Annotated in this window: 13 protein-coding genes and 1 tRNA gene; 6 read left to right on the top strand and 8 right to left on the bottom strand. The window is 38.8% G+C overall.

The features are described 5' to 3' along the window. Positions 1-174: 174 nt before the first annotated feature. Positions 175-1,494: a branched-chain amino acid transport system II carrier protein gene (brnQ, locus tag BMX34_RS02510; protein ID WP_327077506.1), complete on the top strand. Its 1,320-nt coding sequence runs from the start codon at positions 175-177 to the stop codon at positions 1,492-1,494. An 8-nt stretch (positions 1,495-1,502) separates the two neighbouring features. Here the strand turns inward: brnQ and BMX34_RS02515 are convergent, their stop codons facing one another. From BMX34_RS02515 to BMX34_RS02525, 3 genes are all read right to left on the bottom strand, one after another. Beyond that, positions 1,503-2,030 (bottom strand): flavodoxin domain-containing protein, encoded by a 528-nt coding sequence (locus tag BMX34_RS02515; protein ID WP_092570452.1) that lies wholly within the window; start codon positions 2,028-2,030, stop codon positions 1,503-1,505. Between the two features lie 411 nt (positions 2,031-2,441). Continuing rightward, a complete protein-coding gene (locus BMX34_RS02520; RefSeq protein WP_092570454.1) occupies positions 2,442-4,229 on the bottom strand; it encodes an ABC transporter ATP-binding protein in 1,788 nt (595 codons plus the stop codon). Beyond that, complete coding sequence (locus tag BMX34_RS02525; RefSeq protein WP_092570456.1) at positions 4,210-5,985, bottom strand: ABC transporter ATP-binding protein; 1,776 nt, start codon at positions 5,983-5,985, stop codon at positions 4,210-4,212. Before BMX34_RS02525 ends, BMX34_RS02520 begins: the two co-directional genes overlap by 20 nt. Positions 5,986-6,178: 193 nt before the next feature. Between BMX34_RS02525 and BMX34_RS02530 the strand changes: the two genes are divergently transcribed. The 4 genes from BMX34_RS02530 to BMX34_RS02540 all read left to right on the top strand — a co-directional run bounded on the left by BMX34_RS02530 (position 6,179) and on the right by BMX34_RS02540 (position 7,812). Next, complete coding sequence (locus BMX34_RS02530; RefSeq protein WP_092570458.1) at positions 6,179-6,754, top strand: hypothetical protein; 576 nt, start codon at positions 6,179-6,181, stop codon at positions 6,752-6,754. A gap of 279 nt (positions 6,755-7,033) precedes the next feature. Beyond that, positions 7,034-7,106 (top strand) — tRNA-Arg (locus tag BMX34_RS02535). A gap of 197 nt (positions 7,107-7,303) precedes the next feature. After that, positions 7,304-7,435, top strand: coding sequence for a hypothetical protein (locus BMX34_RS09925; RefSeq protein WP_268766595.1), 132 nt, complete (start codon positions 7,304-7,306; stop codon positions 7,433-7,435). Positions 7,436-7,437: 2 nt separating this feature from the next. Beyond that, complete coding sequence (locus BMX34_RS02540; protein ID WP_092570460.1) at positions 7,438-7,812, top strand: type II toxin-antitoxin system death-on-curing family toxin; 375 nt, start codon at positions 7,438-7,440, stop codon at positions 7,810-7,812. 176 nt (positions 7,813-7,988) lie between these two features. Here BMX34_RS02540 and surE read toward each other — a convergent pair whose 3' ends face one another. Genes surE through BMX34_RS02560 form a run of 4 tightly spaced genes read right to left on the bottom strand, consistent with a single transcriptional unit; the run spans position 7,989 to position 11,811 of the window. Beyond that, entirely contained in the window at positions 7,989-8,759 is a 771-nt protein-coding gene (gene surE / locus BMX34_RS02545; protein WP_092570462.1) for a 5'/3'-nucleotidase SurE, read from the bottom strand. Positions 8,760-8,765: 6 nt separating this feature from the next. Continuing rightward, the gene (locus BMX34_RS02550; RefSeq protein ID WP_092570464.1) at positions 8,766-9,143 is read right to left on the bottom strand and encodes a RidA family protein; all 378 of its coding nucleotides are present in this window, start codon (positions 9,141-9,143) and stop codon (positions 8,766-8,768) included. A 58-nt stretch (positions 9,144-9,201) separates the two neighbouring features. Next, on the bottom strand, positions 9,202-10,392 hold the full coding sequence (gene megL / locus BMX34_RS02555; protein WP_092570466.1) for a methionine gamma-lyase: 1,191 nt from the start codon (positions 10,390-10,392) through the stop codon (positions 9,202-9,204). A gap of 21 nt (positions 10,393-10,413) precedes the next feature. Further along, entirely contained in the window at positions 10,414-11,811 is a 1,398-nt protein-coding gene (locus BMX34_RS02560; RefSeq protein WP_092570468.1) for a Na+/H+ antiporter NhaC family protein, read from the bottom strand. 404 nt (positions 11,812-12,215) lie between these two features. Between BMX34_RS02560 and BMX34_RS02565 the strand changes: the two genes are divergently transcribed. After that, positions 12,216-13,739: an AcpB/EbpR/MafR family transcriptional regulator gene (locus tag BMX34_RS02565; RefSeq protein ID WP_159428820.1), complete on the top strand. Its 1,524-nt coding sequence runs from the start codon at positions 12,216-12,218 to the stop codon at positions 13,737-13,739. A gap of 111 nt (positions 13,740-13,850) precedes the next feature. Here BMX34_RS02565 and BMX34_RS02570 read toward each other — a convergent pair whose 3' ends face one another. Then, positions 13,851-15,323, bottom strand: a complete 1,473-nt coding sequence (locus tag BMX34_RS02570) for a carbon starvation CstA family protein (RefSeq protein ID WP_092570471.1) — start codon at positions 15,321-15,323, stop codon at positions 13,851-13,853. Positions 15,324-15,431 lie beyond the last annotated feature (108 nt).

Consider the following 15,431-nt stretch of genomic DNA (forward strand, 5'->3'; position numbering starts at 1 on the left):
CCTCTCCTTTAATCTTATTATACTGTGCTTTATTCCTCTATTGTGTAAAAAATATGTAAAGAGAAGCAGATTATCTCATTAAATTATCATATATTTCTTTTTTATCCTTCATCTTCTAAGAAAATATGATAAAATAGTTAACAAATCTTTGAAAGTCTAAAGAAAAGTCGAGTGATGGATATGAATATTAAGAAGAAAGACATTATCATCTGTGGTTTTGCCCTATTCGCTATCTTCTTTGGTGCGGGTAACCTAATATTTCCCCCTTATCTGGGTGTGATTGCCGGAGATCGTTGGCAGACAGCCACTTTAGCCTTTATTTTATCGGATCCCTTATTACCGATTTTAGGGGTAATCGTGACCGCTTTTATCGGCGGACATTCACAAGATTTGGGCAAGAGGATTAATCCCGGCTTTGCCAAAATCATCGGTGGCATCGCTATTTTATTAATTGGTCCTTTATTTTCAGTTCCAAGAACTGGAGCGACCACTCATGAAATATTCGTTCAATCTTTTTTCCCCCAAGCTCCGCAAGTGATGACTTCACTTATTTTCTTTGGCTTGACCCTATACTTAGCCTTAAATTCAAGTAAAGTGATTGATTTTATCGGCAAGTATTTAACACCTTCTTTAATCATCATTCTCGTCGCCGTCTTTATCGCTGCGCTAGTCAATCCCCCAGCAAAAATGGTACAGACGTCCACAGAGAATTTATTTGCTTTAAGTTTTCGGGAAGGCTATCAGACCATGGATGCTTTAGGAGCCTCATTGATGACTGGGATTGTCATCAATGATTTGAAACGGCGAGGTTACCAAGAACGACAGCAACAACTTAAAGCCAGTATTTGGATTGGAGTCGTTGCTTTTATCCTACTCGCCCTCGTCTATGCTAGTTTAACTTACGCAGGATCAACGGTTTCGGCTTTTTATCATGCCAATACACCGCGAACCACGATACTGATTCAAATGATTGAACAACTTCTAGGCAGTTGGGGTAAACTCGCCATGGGCTTGGTCGTTGCCCTTGCTTGTTTAACCACATCAACGGGCTTAACCTCAACCTGTGGCCAGTTCTTCGAAGAAGTTAGTCAGGGTAAATTTAGCTATCGCCAGATTGTCATCTTGACAGTTGCCATTGAATTTATCATCTCGCTACTGGGTGTCGATGCTTTGATTAACATTGCCGTGCCGATTTTATCAGCCATCTATCCTGTAGTAATTGTTCTGATTTTCTTATCCATTTTTGATCGTTACATCATTTATGATTGGACTTATCTAGGCGCAGTCTCAGGAGCCTTTGCCATCGGAATGATTCAAGCAATTTATATGTTTGGCCAAATGCAAGGCCTGCCATTATTAGAAAACTTGGCTAAATGGACCTATCAATTACCTTTAAATCAATACGGTTTTGAATGGGTCTTACCTAGTGTAGTCACGGGTCTATTGTTTACTGCTTGGCAAATATTTCTACAACAACGACCGCTTAAATCCTGATAACCAACTTATACATCCATACGACGCACATAATCAATCAAAGGCTGGATCGAAGAACGATCGAGATAAGAAGTTGATTTCCCATAAGCTTCTAAGATTACTCGCTCTTCCGGCTTCAACTCTTCAAATTCCATCTTGTCAAGATGGAATTTTTTCATGGCCCAAAGTAATAGCTTGTGATACCAAGACAAATCGGCAAAATTTAAAGCCCCTCTGAAATGAAAGAATTTAGCACGTTCAATGACTTGTGGGGGGAAGTTTCTTTGTAAATAGGGCTCAAAATTTATTTCATCCGGATTTACCATCCCTACGGTAAAAATAATTAATTTAGCAGCGGGATTTAAGTCGAAGAACTGATGATGGTCAATTCTCCCTGCATAGATTGGCGCCCCAAAGATCATCAAGTCATAATCAGACACATTCACCGCCTGTACCTGATCGGCTTTAACTAAAATACAATCTAAAGCTTCACTAATCCATTCCGCATATTGTCGGCAAGAACCATATTTTGTTTGATAGATTACAATCGCTTTCATTTTAATTCACCTCAATTAAAAGTCAGGTAAACTCCCTACTAATCAAAAAACGCTTCAAAATTGAGGCAAGATACCTCTGTAAGTCTTTATAAATTTATCATATCGGATTCTAAAGAAAAGTAAAGATAAATTGTTCGAATGAGCGCTGAATTTCATAATTAAATAAAAAAAAGCGAATATTTACCCACTCCACCTCCGTTATTAAGACTTAAATTGGACTGGACCGAGACCACACACGCATCACAGTCTCGCCTATTAAATCCAATAGCGCTTTAGGGATCTTCGTAAGTAAATATTCGATCGTTAATTGTTTCCGTAAATTTTAAATTGACTCAATCACGGCTATCAAAATCAGATTCAGGCCATGAGATAAAATACATTCAAACGTTCAAATAAAATTCATCCACTATATTAATGATTCAATCCTTGCAGGGTCTGCAGTCGATACATATCGTAATAGGTGCCTTCTTGAGCAATCAACTCGTCATGTCGACCAGCTTCAATCACTTTTCCACGATGGAGGACATAGATTTGATCCGCATTCTTAATGGTCGACAAGCGGTGGGCGATTACAATAAGGGTTGATTGCTGGCGAATCTTATCTAAACTTGCCTGAATATATTGTTCTGTCTCAGTATCAATATTAGCTGTCGCTTCATCAAGAATTAAAATTTGCGGTTTACGCAGTATGGTCCGCGAAATATTAATCAACTGCTTCTGCCCGGCTGACAGCGAGGTTCCGCCTTCAGAAATAATTGTTTGATAATCATCTTCTAGTTCATTAATAAAATGATCAGCACCGGTAAAATGAGCGGCTGCCTTGACTTCTTCATCGCTATAATCGCCGTGTAGACGAATGTTATCGATGAAATTTCCATAAAACATAAACGCATCTTGTTGAACCAAACCGATGTCCTGCCGCAACGCCCCTTTAGAATAATCGCGAATCGACTGGTTATCAATAAGAATCTGTCCCTGCTCATATTCATAGAAACGCATTAATAGATTAATAATTGTTGATTTCCCAGAACCAGTATGACCCACGATAGCAATCATTTGTCCTGGTTTAGCTTCAATATCAATATTTCTTAGGACATTATGCTTGCCATCATAAGCAAAAGTAAGATCATTAATTTCAACCTGCCCCTGAATGGTTTGACCAACTGTTTCAGAAGCTTGTTGCGGATCAATCATCGGGTTGTTCATCAGATACATCCCTCTTGAGGCTGAAACTAAACCATCTTGATAGATTGATAATGAATCCAACATGCTTCCAATCGGATGGAAGAATGATTTAGAATACGAGGTAAAGGCATAGATAAGCCCGATATCCAAGGCACGACCGGCCAAGAGTTCTTGACCAAAAATCCAAATCACTAGAACCAAGACAACTTGCTCAATCAAATTAACCGCAGGCATCAGAAAGATGGCATTCATCTTAAACATGTTCTTGCGGGCTGTCACATAATCTTGGTTAATCTCATTAAATTCGGCCTTCATCCGCTCAGTCTGATTGAATTGCTGAATCAACCACATGCCCATCGTCGATTCAGAAATCTGGGCATTCACCCGACTGAGGGCTCGGCGCATTCGTCGATATACTCTGGTTGAAATCCGTTGGTAGACATACACCAAAATAATGACCAAGGGAATAAAAGCCATGAAAACCCAAGATAAAGACACGGATAATGAAAACATGGCAATCCCAATCATAAACGCATTAATAAAGCCATCAAAGAAAGTGAGAAAGACATTCCAGAATTCCTTAATCGTTTCAGTATCATTAGTAATCCTTGAGACAACTTCCCCATTAGGGGTCTTGTTGAAATAATCCATACTCAATGCGCCAATCTTATGATAAATAGTGTCGCGCATATCTGCTACTGTCTGCTCCGAAGCAATCTTGAAAGTAAAGTCCTTATAATAAACCACCACGAGACGAACCGTTAAGATCGCCAAGTAGGTCAAGGCCACTCTTAAAGTAATGCTCGTCGTCGCTGTTCCTTTGGCTAGATATTGGTCAATGTAACGTTGAATGATCACCGGCAGATAAGCCGAGAATGCTGAAGCCAGGACCATCAAAAGGATGGACAAAATAAACCATTTAAGGTGTTTGCGGGCGAAGCCGAATAAATATTTCAGAATCTGAGCTTGTTCGCGAAGGGAAAAACTAGTTTTCTTAGCCGATTTCTGATTCATCTTCGTCGCCCCCTTCTGCTAACTTAGCCTCTAATTGTTGTTGATTAAACATATTCTCGTACCAAGCACGATTTGCTAACAATTCCTCATGGCTACCCCGTTCACTTACCCTGCCATCATCTAAGACCAGAATCTCATCGGCCCGCATGATAGAAGATAAGCGATGAGTCGCAATAATGGTAATGCCTGACTGACGATAGCTTCTGAGATTACTCAATATTTTTTGTTCAGTCTTGGCATCGACCGCCGATAAGGCATCATCCATGATTAAAATCGTAGGTTCAATGGCAAGGGTACGCGCAATAGAAATCCGTTGTTTTTGTCCCCCTGACAAACTAACTCCACGTTCACCAACCAAAGTATCATACCCCTCAGGAAAAGAAAGAATATCTTCATGTACTTCAGCAATCTTTGCATATTTTTCGACTTCAGCTTGATCCATTTCGGGCCGGCCGAAACGAATATTATCACGCACTGTCGTTGAGAAAAGTAAATTATTCTGGGAAATATAGCCAACTTTTCGATTTAATTCATGCTGATCAATCCGCTTAACATCTTGACCATCATATAAGATAGCCCCATGCTCTAAATCATAATTACGAACTAATAAATTAAAGATCGTCGACTTACCAGAGCCCGTCCGACCAACCAAACCTAGACTTTGACCTTCTGTTAAATCAAACGACAGATCAGTTAAGCTAGGTCGCTCAGCTCCAGGATAGGTAAATTCATCGATCTTGACTTGAAGTGATTGGTAAGATAAGCCATTCAATGGATGAGGATCATTCTCAACGCGAGCCGTTGTTGCCAATAAATCGGTAATTCGATCATAGGAAGCATTGCCTCGCTCCATGGTATTAACCAAACGTCCCACCGCTAATAAAGGCCAAGTCATATTCCCTAAATAAGAAAAATAAGCAACTAATTGACCAATGGAAATTCGTCCACTTTGGACAAAATAAGTCCCAAAAAATATAGTCAATACATAAGTTAAACCGGTAATCATATCAATACTCGGTGTATACGCCGAATCAATCTTATAAACTTGCCGATTCTTGGCGACAACATTCTGTGTTTCGCCATGAAAATCCTGATAATCAGCTTCTTCTTCGCCAAAGGCTTTAATCACTTTCATCCCCGCGATCGATTCTTGAACACGATCATTCATCTGCGAGAAAGCTTCTAAAGCTTGTCGGTAATAGCGGTTAATCAATTGACCCATGTAACGCGCCACCAGAATTAATAACGGAAATGGCAAAATCGTATATAAAGTTAATTTCCAATCTATTAGAAATACCATAGAAAAAAGTGTGACCACTGTAATTGATAAGGAATCAGTTAGGGTAAGAATGCCACCCCCAGCCACAAAACGCAATGAGGCCAAATCATTGGTCGCATGAGCCATCAAATCACCCGTTCGATACTCGGAATAGAACTCCTGGTCCATCTTGGTAAAGTGATCAAACAATCGATTACGCAAAATGGCTTCTAAACGAGTCGAATTCCCAAACAAATTATTCCGCCACATATAACGTAAGCCGTACATCAATAATCCAATGGCAAGCAAGAGGAATATATAGCGATATAAGGCATCTTGACTGAGGACCCCACGTGCCATCTCATCCACAGCATTCCCAATAATTAGCGGAATCATGGCTGACAGAATCGCACAAGCAATCAAGCCACTAATCGCGAGTAAATAGGTCTTCCACCTGAGTTTAAAAAACCAGGCTAATTTCTTAAATATTGCAAACATACTTTGCTCCTTATCTTAGTATATTTTATTTCATCTCTTACTCATTATTTTATAATAATCTGTCAGGTAGAACAAATATTCGAACTATTCTTTCTATATTATAGAAGCAATTCTTTTTGCAAATGGCTAAACCTCGGGTATACTCAAATTAGCATTAGCGAATACCATTATCTTTTATTAAGGAGGAGCCCCGATGAAAAAATTGCTATTATTGACCCTACTAGCTACGTCCATGACCCCCCTTGTTTCGGCACAAGATATTGACCAAATTGAAGAAGACTTAGTCAAGATTGAATTAGAATTAAATGATAAGATTGACGATCTTTATCGGGCCAGTAACGGTTTTATCTTAAAAGATTTAGATGCCAAAGATGAAAATGAATATGAAGATGACCAAGCCAAAATTGAATTTCTATCTAAGGGGCGCTACTATATTGCCAATGTCTATAATGCTTGGGTGTTCGAGTACACCAATCAATCCGATGAAGAGGTTGATCCTTTCAGTGCTTTAGAAAACTTGTTCACTGTTGAGATTTCCGACAGTCAGGACGATAAAGCTGTCAATGATTGGACAATCTATCCTTTATATGAAGATGGCGATAATCAGATGGCCATCAGTAAAGAATTTAATTGGGATAAGAAAATCCAACCCGGGGCTAGCCAAGTCTTTATGATCATCTATCCTAAAGACTATCTCTACTCCTATAAACTCTTAGTGAATGATGGAGACTTAAGCTTAGATGCTTATGTTAGTGAGTACGAGCAATAAGAGATAATCTCATAAAGATTCTGTTTAAATATTACAAAAATAAAGCGAGTATTTATCTGTCAAGGGAGAGCTAGCAAGCATAGACCCTACAAACCTTAATCGATAAATATTCGCTCTTTGTCTGTGCTATTAATATTTCTAAGCAAACGGATGCTAATAAATGGCCAATCTAATCATAAATAAAATCTAATATTTTGATTGGCCTGGCCGTGATTTTAATAATAATTTTCATAAATCTAATTATTTTTACTTCGAAATATGATATGATAGATAAATCAGATACCGATAGCTCAATTGGATAGAGCTCCAGCCTCCTAAGCTGAAGATGCGGGTTCAATTCCCGCTCGGTATATAACTAACCTTAAGAATCAATCAATACCCCTCATAATTATTGATAACATAATGCTTTCATACAAATTTGATTTATTTTGATTTGGTGTAAAATATTGAGTGTGGCGTAAAATTTTAACCCTACAGACGAATAAAAAGTTTACAACAGACAGTATATACAGCCTAATAATTAACTTAAAACTCAAAGGAGGTTAAATAATGGATAATAAAACGCTTATTCAAAAAAAGAAAGATGACTTCAATAAGGAAATTCAAAAAAGAGAGCTAAAACAACTGGAAAAACAAATAGATAAACATATCGAAGTTTTTATTCGTTTAAAGGATAAATAAATATGAACTATATTGATTTAGAATTTGCTATTAAAGTCCATGATATGATTATAAACAAATCTGGCGGTATGGAAGGTATTCGAGATGTCGGACAACTTGAAAGTGTTTTATTCCATATAAAAAATGATCTTTATTATCCAACATTTACAGACAAATTGACACATTTAATATTTTCAGTTATTAAATTCCATATGTTTAATGACGGAAATAAACGAACATCAATATCGCTTGGACTCTATTTTATGAATCTGAATCATTACACCTATGCTGATGATGATTTTATCCAAAAAATGGAAAGTATTGTGATTGAAGTGGCCAACAATAATATTTCAAAAGAACAATTATTGTTTACTCTCAATGATATACTAAATAAATAACAGTTTTTATTATTCCTAAAAATCCTCTTTATTTGCTCAACATAGAAACTAAAAACCATGCTTGAAATGAATGTTCTGACCCCCTAAAGTTGGACGCTTTGTTCCAACTTTAGGGGGTCAGTCTATAATCAGGCGTGTCTATTTTTCTAAATTTTATTCATTTCCTTAAAAGACAACTAACTTTCAGCATCAAACACTTCTTGCAGAGCTTGCCAAAATGATCGAGGAGTTGAAGCAAGCTGAATTGGCGTTATGGTCGTATACCCCGCTAAGACTCGTTCTAGATCGGATTTATCAACCACATTCTGGTCAGACCGATGCAACCAGTAGACAGGCTCATCTTTAGGGGTTCGATAGGCCTGATACTCAAAGCGTAGTTCAGTCTGGTTTAATGGCGCGACTATTATCTTCGATGTTGTTAACTGCTCTTGCTTGACTAAGTTGATATTATAGAAACAATACTCAGGCAAGGATATTTGGCTAAGCGTGTGCCAAATTTTTGTCAGTTGAGGCAGTATATAATTGTAATCAATTTGGCCCTGTTCTGACTTTCTCGCTGAAATGGCCATGGCCGGAACACCGTGAAGACTTGCTTCGACAGCTGCAGCTACCGTTCCTGAATAATAGATATATTGACCGATATTATCACCCAGGTTGATCCCCGACATCACCCAATCAACTGGTTGATCAATCAAGACCTCCAGACCCAACTTGACACAATCTGCTGGCGATCCATTGACAATGTAAGCTGCTTGACAGCCAGGAAAGTCAATCTTTCTAAAAGCGAGGGGGTGTCGCATGGTAATGGCTTGACTGGTTGCACTTTGCTCACTGGCAGGAGCGAGCAAATAGACCTCTGCCCTTTGACTCAGCCATTGGACTAAGGACTTAAGGGCTGGCGAATGAATGCCGTCATCATTTGATACCAGGACTCTCATCATCGTCATATCGGATTATGCGCGCTCAGCGATAACTTCTATTTCTACTTTAGCACCGAGTGGTAAACCAGCTACAGCAAAGGCGCTTCGAGCCGGATATAAACCTGCAAAAGCTTCAGCATAGATTGTATTCATTGCTTGAAAATCATTTATATCAGCCAATAACACGGTAACTTTAACGACATTGGCTAAGCTTAAGCCCGCTTCTTCCAAGACATATTGAATATTCTTAAAGACTTGTTTAGTCTGAGCTTCAATATCCCCTTCAACCAACTTCCCGATTTCTCGGTCAATACCAATTTGACCAGATAGAAAGACAAGATTGCCACTTTCGATCGCTTGAGAATAAGCACCTACCGGTTGGGGAGCAAATTGTGATTCAATGGTTTTCATACAATTCCTACTTTCTTCTTATAATCTGCCTCGATTATAACATATTCTCTAGATAATCCTATAATTTATCTAAGCCCATTTTTAAATCAGCAATGATATCATCGGCATCTTCTAGGCCGACTGATAAACGAATTAAACCTTCCGCAATCCCTGAGGCTGCCCGTTCTTCTTCAGTATAAGGTGAATGAGTCATAGAAGCTGGGTGTTGGATCAGCGTTTCACAGTCGCCTAGAGAAACCGCCAAAGTACATAATTCTAATGAATTAATGAAATTAATTCCAGCTTGTTTGCCACCTTTGACTTCGAATGAAATCATGCCACCAAACTGGTTCATTTGTGATTTAGCCAATTCGTGTTGAGGGAAGCTAGCTAAGCCTGGATAGTAAACTTTTTCGACATTATCGTGGCTTTCTAAGAATTGAGCAATCTTCATTGCATTGCTTGAATGTTTCTCCATCCGTAATTCCAAAGTTTTCATGCCTCTTTGAATCAAATACGCATCGAAAGGTGATAAAACGGATCCGGTCATGTCTTTAATCCCAAATAAAGCGACTTGACTAATTATTTCTTTGCTACCCACCGCAAAGCCGGCAATCACGTCCCCATGACCATTCAAGTATTTAGTTGCTGAGTGAACCACCACATCTGCACCAAGTTCTAGCGGTCTTTGAATATAAGGGGTATTGAAGGTGTTGTCAACAACTAAATAGCAATCCTTTTGCGCCTTGACTAACTCAGCAGTCGCTTTAATATCAGTAATTAACAAGTTAGGGTTGGCTGGCGTTTCTAAATAGACAACTTTAGTATTCTCTTTCATGGCGGCCTTAATTTCTTCTTGGTTTGAAGCATCAACAAAGGTCACTTCAACTCCATAGCGCGTTAAACCATGACTTAACAAGGCAAAGGTACAACCATAAAGTGTTTTCGAAGCGACTACGTGGTCACCAGCCTTTAATAAGGTCCATAGTACTGAACTAATAGCTCCCATCCCTGAGGCAGTAGCGACTGCGGCTTCACCTGCTTCAAGATGAGCTAACTTATCTTCAACTACTTTAACGGTCGGATTTCCTAGACGCCCATAAATATACCCTTCTTCTTCCAAGGCGAAACGGCGACCACCTTGTTCAGCATTTTCGAAGACAAAAGTTGAAGTTTGATAAATAGGTGTTGTCAAAGCCCCATATTTATTCGTATCATGCCCTGCATGAATCGCTCGAGTTGCAAAACCTAAATCTTTGTTCATTTCCATAATTACCACTCCTCATATATTTTATATTGTTATTGATTTTTGTCTGGGACACTCTTCTAGGACGGTCCACTTTTCAAAGTCCCAAGGATGTTTGTGAATATAACCATTCGCAAACGGAAAGATACTAGAACCAATGGTTAATAAAAGTACGATGAACTGATACCAAAGTAGCGGAATGATCTCTAATGGACTGACCGCGCCTTTAGTTAAACCAGCTGCAATTAAGACTTGGGCACCATAAGGAATCAACCCTTGCATAAATGTTGAATAACATGAAAGCAAGGTGGCTGAGCGCCGAGGATCAATGCGATAAGTTTCAGAGATCCGTCGGCATGTTGGGCCGGAGATAATGATTGCTACCGTATTGTTGGCAACCGCCGCATCAATTAAAGAGACAATCGCCCCGATGCCAAATTCAGCCGTCATTTGATTCTTAATGACTTTCTCAATTTTATTCAATATCCACTGGATACCGCCGCCATAAGTCACTAAGGCAGCGAGACCCCCAGACAGAATGGCTAGCAGAACCATTTCAAACATGCCGGCAAAACCATCGTAGCTCAACTGGGTGAAGGTCACGAGATCAAACTCCCCATAGAATAAGCCGATGATTCCTGAGATCAGTAAGCCCATGCCTAGAACGACAAAGACATTCATGCCCATCAAGGCGAAGATTAAGACGAATAGATAGGGAATCACTTTCACCAGTTCATAGTCATAAGAAACTGCTTGTAAATCGGCAATCGATTCCGGTCGACCGAAAATATAGAGTAGGATTACGGTAATAACCATGGCTGGAAGGGCAATCATAAGACTGGTCCTAAATTTATCCTTCATGGAACAGCCCTGTGTTCGAGTTGAAGCGATTGTCGTGTCAGAGATAATCGATAAATTATCGCCAAACATGGCCCCACCAATTAAAGCCGCGATCATTAAAGCTAAGGAAACCCCTGTCTTATCAGCAAATCCTACCGCTATCGGTCCAACAGCAGCAATCGTTCCAACCGAGGTCCCCGTGGAAACCGAAATAAAACCCGCAATTACAAAAATTCCAATAGTAATCAATGATGGTGGGATGAAATTTAAACCTAGATTCACTACTGAATCTACCCCACCCATGGCTTCCGAAACTGTTGAGAAAGCCCCGGCTAACATATAAATCATAATCATGATGATGATGTCGCTATCGCCACAACCTTTGACAAAGACATCGAATTTGTCATCAAACTTTCCTTTTATTATTAGAAAGCCAGAAATAATACCGATTAAGATGGCAATCGGTGCTTTTAACACATAAAACCCCATCGGGTCTCCCTGAGAAACAAAGAACATACCTGCGCCAAGATAAATGCCTACGAAAATTAAAAAAGGAACGAGAGCTCGCGCTGAGCCAACTTGTATTTCTTTATCTTCTTTCATATATTCACTCCTTTATTATTGAATCTGTGTATAAGCTGTCCTCCTTCGTAAAATGATTTCGCTTTCATCGACAGCTCTATCATATACGATTTTTTACTGAAATCACTTTCACAATCCTGCATTTACAGGCTTAAGTCTAATAATACAGACACCAAATCTCCAACAAATTAATACAGAATTATACTATAAATATTCAGTTAAAATAGGGAGTAGATTGCTTTCTTAAATTCTATTGTAACAAGACCTTTCTTCTGTTTCATGGATGATATGACAAATTTTGCTTCAGTAATCTCGAAGGTGTTTATCAATTCCTTGCCCCTCGGGGTATTTCTTTATCTTCGGAAACTTTTTCTGGTAGAATGATTGAAGAATGTAAAACGTTTACATATATTAGGGGGATTATTATGCGTTACATGTTATCCAAAAGCAAACTACGAATGGTTGAGTTAGTAGACTTTCTTTATCCCCAACAAGATTGGCTGACCATTAAAGAAATTGCCGACCATTTCGGCTGTTCCGAACGTACGATAAAAAAAGATCTGGCCTTAATCCGTAATCAGAGTCAAGAAATTTATACAGAAAGTTCTAGTGAGGGAATTCGCTTGCATGTCGCTGAAAATCATGGCATCGAGAGCTTCTATCGGCAAATATTTGCTAATGATTATGTATATACCTTATTAGAATATTTACTCATTCATGGCGAGACCACCATCGAAAAGTTGTCCGAAGATTTATTTATCAGTGTGCCTACACTCTATCGTTTGACCCATCAAGCCAACGAAACTTTAAGCAGAAATTTCGAAGTTAAAATTCAAACCAGTCCCTTTTCCTTGGTAGGGGATGAGAAGACGATTCGTTTTATCATTGCACAATACTATACTGAGGCCTATCCAAGTTATCAGTGGCCCTTTGAATATCTTGATGAGCATTTTCTTGAAGAATTCTTAATTTTTCTGAGTCATCATTGCCAAATTAAATTAACCTTTGCTGATTTGCGGGCCTTGAAACTCTCTACAGCGGTTTATTTATATCGCCACTTTGACCAACATATCGCCAATTGGCATATCGATCAGGATAAATCGGATGATTATTACCATTCGCTGATGATGGATTATCGCTTCCGCAATTTGCAAGTAGAATTTGAACAACGCTATCAAATAACTTTTAATCAGAAAACGTTTGAAGATCTTTTTGGTCCATATTTACATCCGCTCTACTTTCTATCGTTTCGAGATTGGCAACAAGAGCGAAAATACAGTCCCTTGGCTGAGAAATCCTATCAATTCCTTTCTCACTGGCTGACTGACCTCGCTCGTCAATTTGAAATCCCTTTAGAGAATAAAGATCTGATCATGTTAAAGTTGCATAATACTTTACAAACTGAAGGTATTGAGACGCGGGCGATTTTCTTGATGTCTAATCGTAAGCAACAATTTTGCCAGTTGATTAAAGACAAAGATATCGAGTTCTATCATAAGATTCATCAAGGAATCCTTGAATATCGCCAACTATTCCATAAAAATGACAACATTCAAATAGTATATCATATGATTTATCTAGTTTATATCACTTGGACCAACCTATTTACTCATTTAGCTAACCGTAAAAAGCCGATCAATGCTCTGATATTAAGTGACTTTGATCAGGGGCATACCCTTTTAATTCAAAATATTATTTATCATCACTTTGCCAACCGCTTAGTGACTCATGCTTATCAGTCTTTAGACATCAAGGAGTCCATCTTGCAGGAATATGATATTATTATCGCAAACTTCCACATCCCTCATACCAATCATCCACGAATTATTTGTGTAGATTGTGTACCCACTAAATCCGATCTCGTCTGGGTGAATCAGATGATTGAACAAGTCCATGAAGAAAGAGATAGAAATGTTAAAGCCCAAAATTTTCTTCACATCATTGAATAATTGACCTCAGATTAAAAAGACTGACCCGCAATTCATCACTTCACTAAAAATAATAAAGTGAAGAACGAATGACAGGTTAGTCTTTTATTGATTAAATATTTTTAAAAGGGCTTATCTGGCCAAGGTTTGAATCGGTAGATGATCATTCAATAAAGCATGACCAGGATCTAAGCGATTCTTCTGAACTCGGCCACTCTTAATAAATAAAAGCGTGATGGTGGTTGATATCAAAATACTAAAACCGTGAGTCAAGAAACCTAAGCCTAGATTGAAACCAATTGGTTGGCTTAAAATATAAGCCACACAAGCATAGAGCATTAAGACAGCTGGTAGGAATGTTACCCAGTAATTCCGCTGATGTAAGAACAGATAACGGGTAGATACGAATAAGGAAATTACTGCCGTAACTTGATTAGCCCAGTTGAAATAGCGCCAAATAATATTGAAATCCATCATAGTTAAGACAAAAGCGACCGCGAAAATGGGTAAAGTTAAGGTTAATACACGCCGAGCTGTATCTTGTTTAAAACCAATATATTCCGCGAGAATATTTCGCAAGCTTCTAAAAGCAGAAAGTCCTGAAGAAATTGGCAGAACAATCACACCGAGAATAGCGGCTGTCCCTAATACATTCCCTAAAAGCAACACTGAGACTTGATTAACCACATAAGAAGGGGTGCCCGTTTGAATCATTTCGGCTAAGCTCCGACCCTCAAATAAAGTCATTGAAGCCGCTGCCCAAATCATAGCAATGATTCCTTCCGCAATCATCATTCCATAGAAAGTAATCCGCCCTTCTCTTTCTTTGGTCATGGTCCGACTGACCATCGGAGTTTGAGTCGCATGGAACCCTGAGATAGCCCCACAAGAAACCGTAAAGAATAAAGCAGGAAAAATAGGTGTATGGTTTGGATGTATATTGGTTAAATGAGCAACATTCAAGTCAGGAAGTTGATAACCGCCAGTAAGTAGAGCAATTCCCATCGCCACTGTTGAAAGGATTAATATTCCGGCAAACCAAGGGTAAACTTTACCCATAGCTTGATCAATTGGCAAGAACGTCGAAATAATATAATAGACAAAGATGAGGAAAGTCGTCAAACCAATACCAATAAAATCTGGACTAATATCGGCAATCAAGGTAGCGGGCGAAATCACAAACACAGTCCCCACCAATAAGAGCAGTAACATGATAAAGATATTGACCAGATGACGAACAGGCTTGCCGAGGTACTTGGCCGCTAGTTCTGGTAAGTGAGCTCCATTATTTCTCAATGAAATCATACCGATCATATAATCATGAACGGCCCCGGCAAAGATACAACCTAGAACAATCCAAATATAAGCCGCTGGTCCATATAAAGCTCCCATAATCGGTCCAAAAATAGGTCCTGTTCCCGCAATATTTAATAATTCAATGATACAATTTTTCCACCGTGGCATCGGTACAAAATCCATACCATCTTGTAAAACTTCAGCCGGAGTTAAGCGGTCTGGATTAATTTGAAAGTTTCTTTCAATATAACTTCCATAAAATATATAGCCCAAGATTAATAAGACAATTCCGCCAATAAATGTTAACACAGCCATCTTCCTTTCTTTCAATAATGCGCTTACATTATATGAAAGAAAGAGCTGTTTGCGTAAAATTCATGACGAAATAACTGATATTTCCGATGAAATGCAGTCAGG

This window comes from Ignavigranum ruoffiae, assembly GCF_900110675.1.
In the GTDB taxonomy this organism is placed as follows: domain Bacteria; phylum Bacillota; class Bacilli; order Lactobacillales; family Aerococcaceae; genus Ignavigranum; species Ignavigranum ruoffiae.

Coding starts and splice junctions, on each gene's coding strand:
- BMX34_RS02530 (WP_092570458.1), top strand. CDS start 6,179: ATGAAAAAATTGCTATTATTGACCCTACTAGCTACGTCCATGACCCCC.
- BMX34_RS02515 (WP_092570452.1), bottom strand. CDS start 2,030: ATGAAAGCGATTGTAATCTATCAAACAAAATATGGTTCTTGCCGACAA.
- BMX34_RS09925 (WP_268766595.1), top strand. CDS start 7,304: ATGGATAATAAAACGCTTATTCAAAAAAAGAAAGATGACTTCAATAAG.
- megL (WP_092570466.1), bottom strand. CDS start 10,392: ATGGAAATGAACAAAGATTTAGGTTTTGCAACTCGAGCGATTCATGCA.
- surE (WP_092570462.1), bottom strand. CDS start 8,759: ATGACGATGATGAGAGTCCTGGTATCAAATGATGACGGCATTCATTCG.
- BMX34_RS02540 (WP_092570460.1), top strand. CDS start 7,438: ATGAACTATATTGATTTAGAATTTGCTATTAAAGTCCATGATATGATT.
- brnQ (WP_327077506.1), top strand. CDS start 175: ATGGATATGAATATTAAGAAGAAAGACATTATCATCTGTGGTTTTGCC.
- BMX34_RS02560 (WP_092570468.1), bottom strand. CDS start 11,811: ATGAAAGAAGATAAAGAAATACAAGTTGGCTCAGCGCGAGCTCTCGTT.
- BMX34_RS02565 (WP_159428820.1), top strand. CDS start 12,216: ATGCGTTACATGTTATCCAAAAGCAAACTACGAATGGTTGAGTTAGTA.
- BMX34_RS02520 (WP_092570454.1), bottom strand. CDS start 4,229: ATGAATCAGAAATCGGCTAAGAAAACTAGTTTTTCCCTTCGCGAACAA.
- BMX34_RS02525 (WP_092570456.1), bottom strand. CDS start 5,985: ATGTTTGCAATATTTAAGAAATTAGCCTGGTTTTTTAAACTCAGGTGG.
- BMX34_RS02550 (WP_092570464.1), bottom strand. CDS start 9,143: ATGAAAACCATTGAATCACAATTTGCTCCCCAACCGGTAGGTGCTTAT.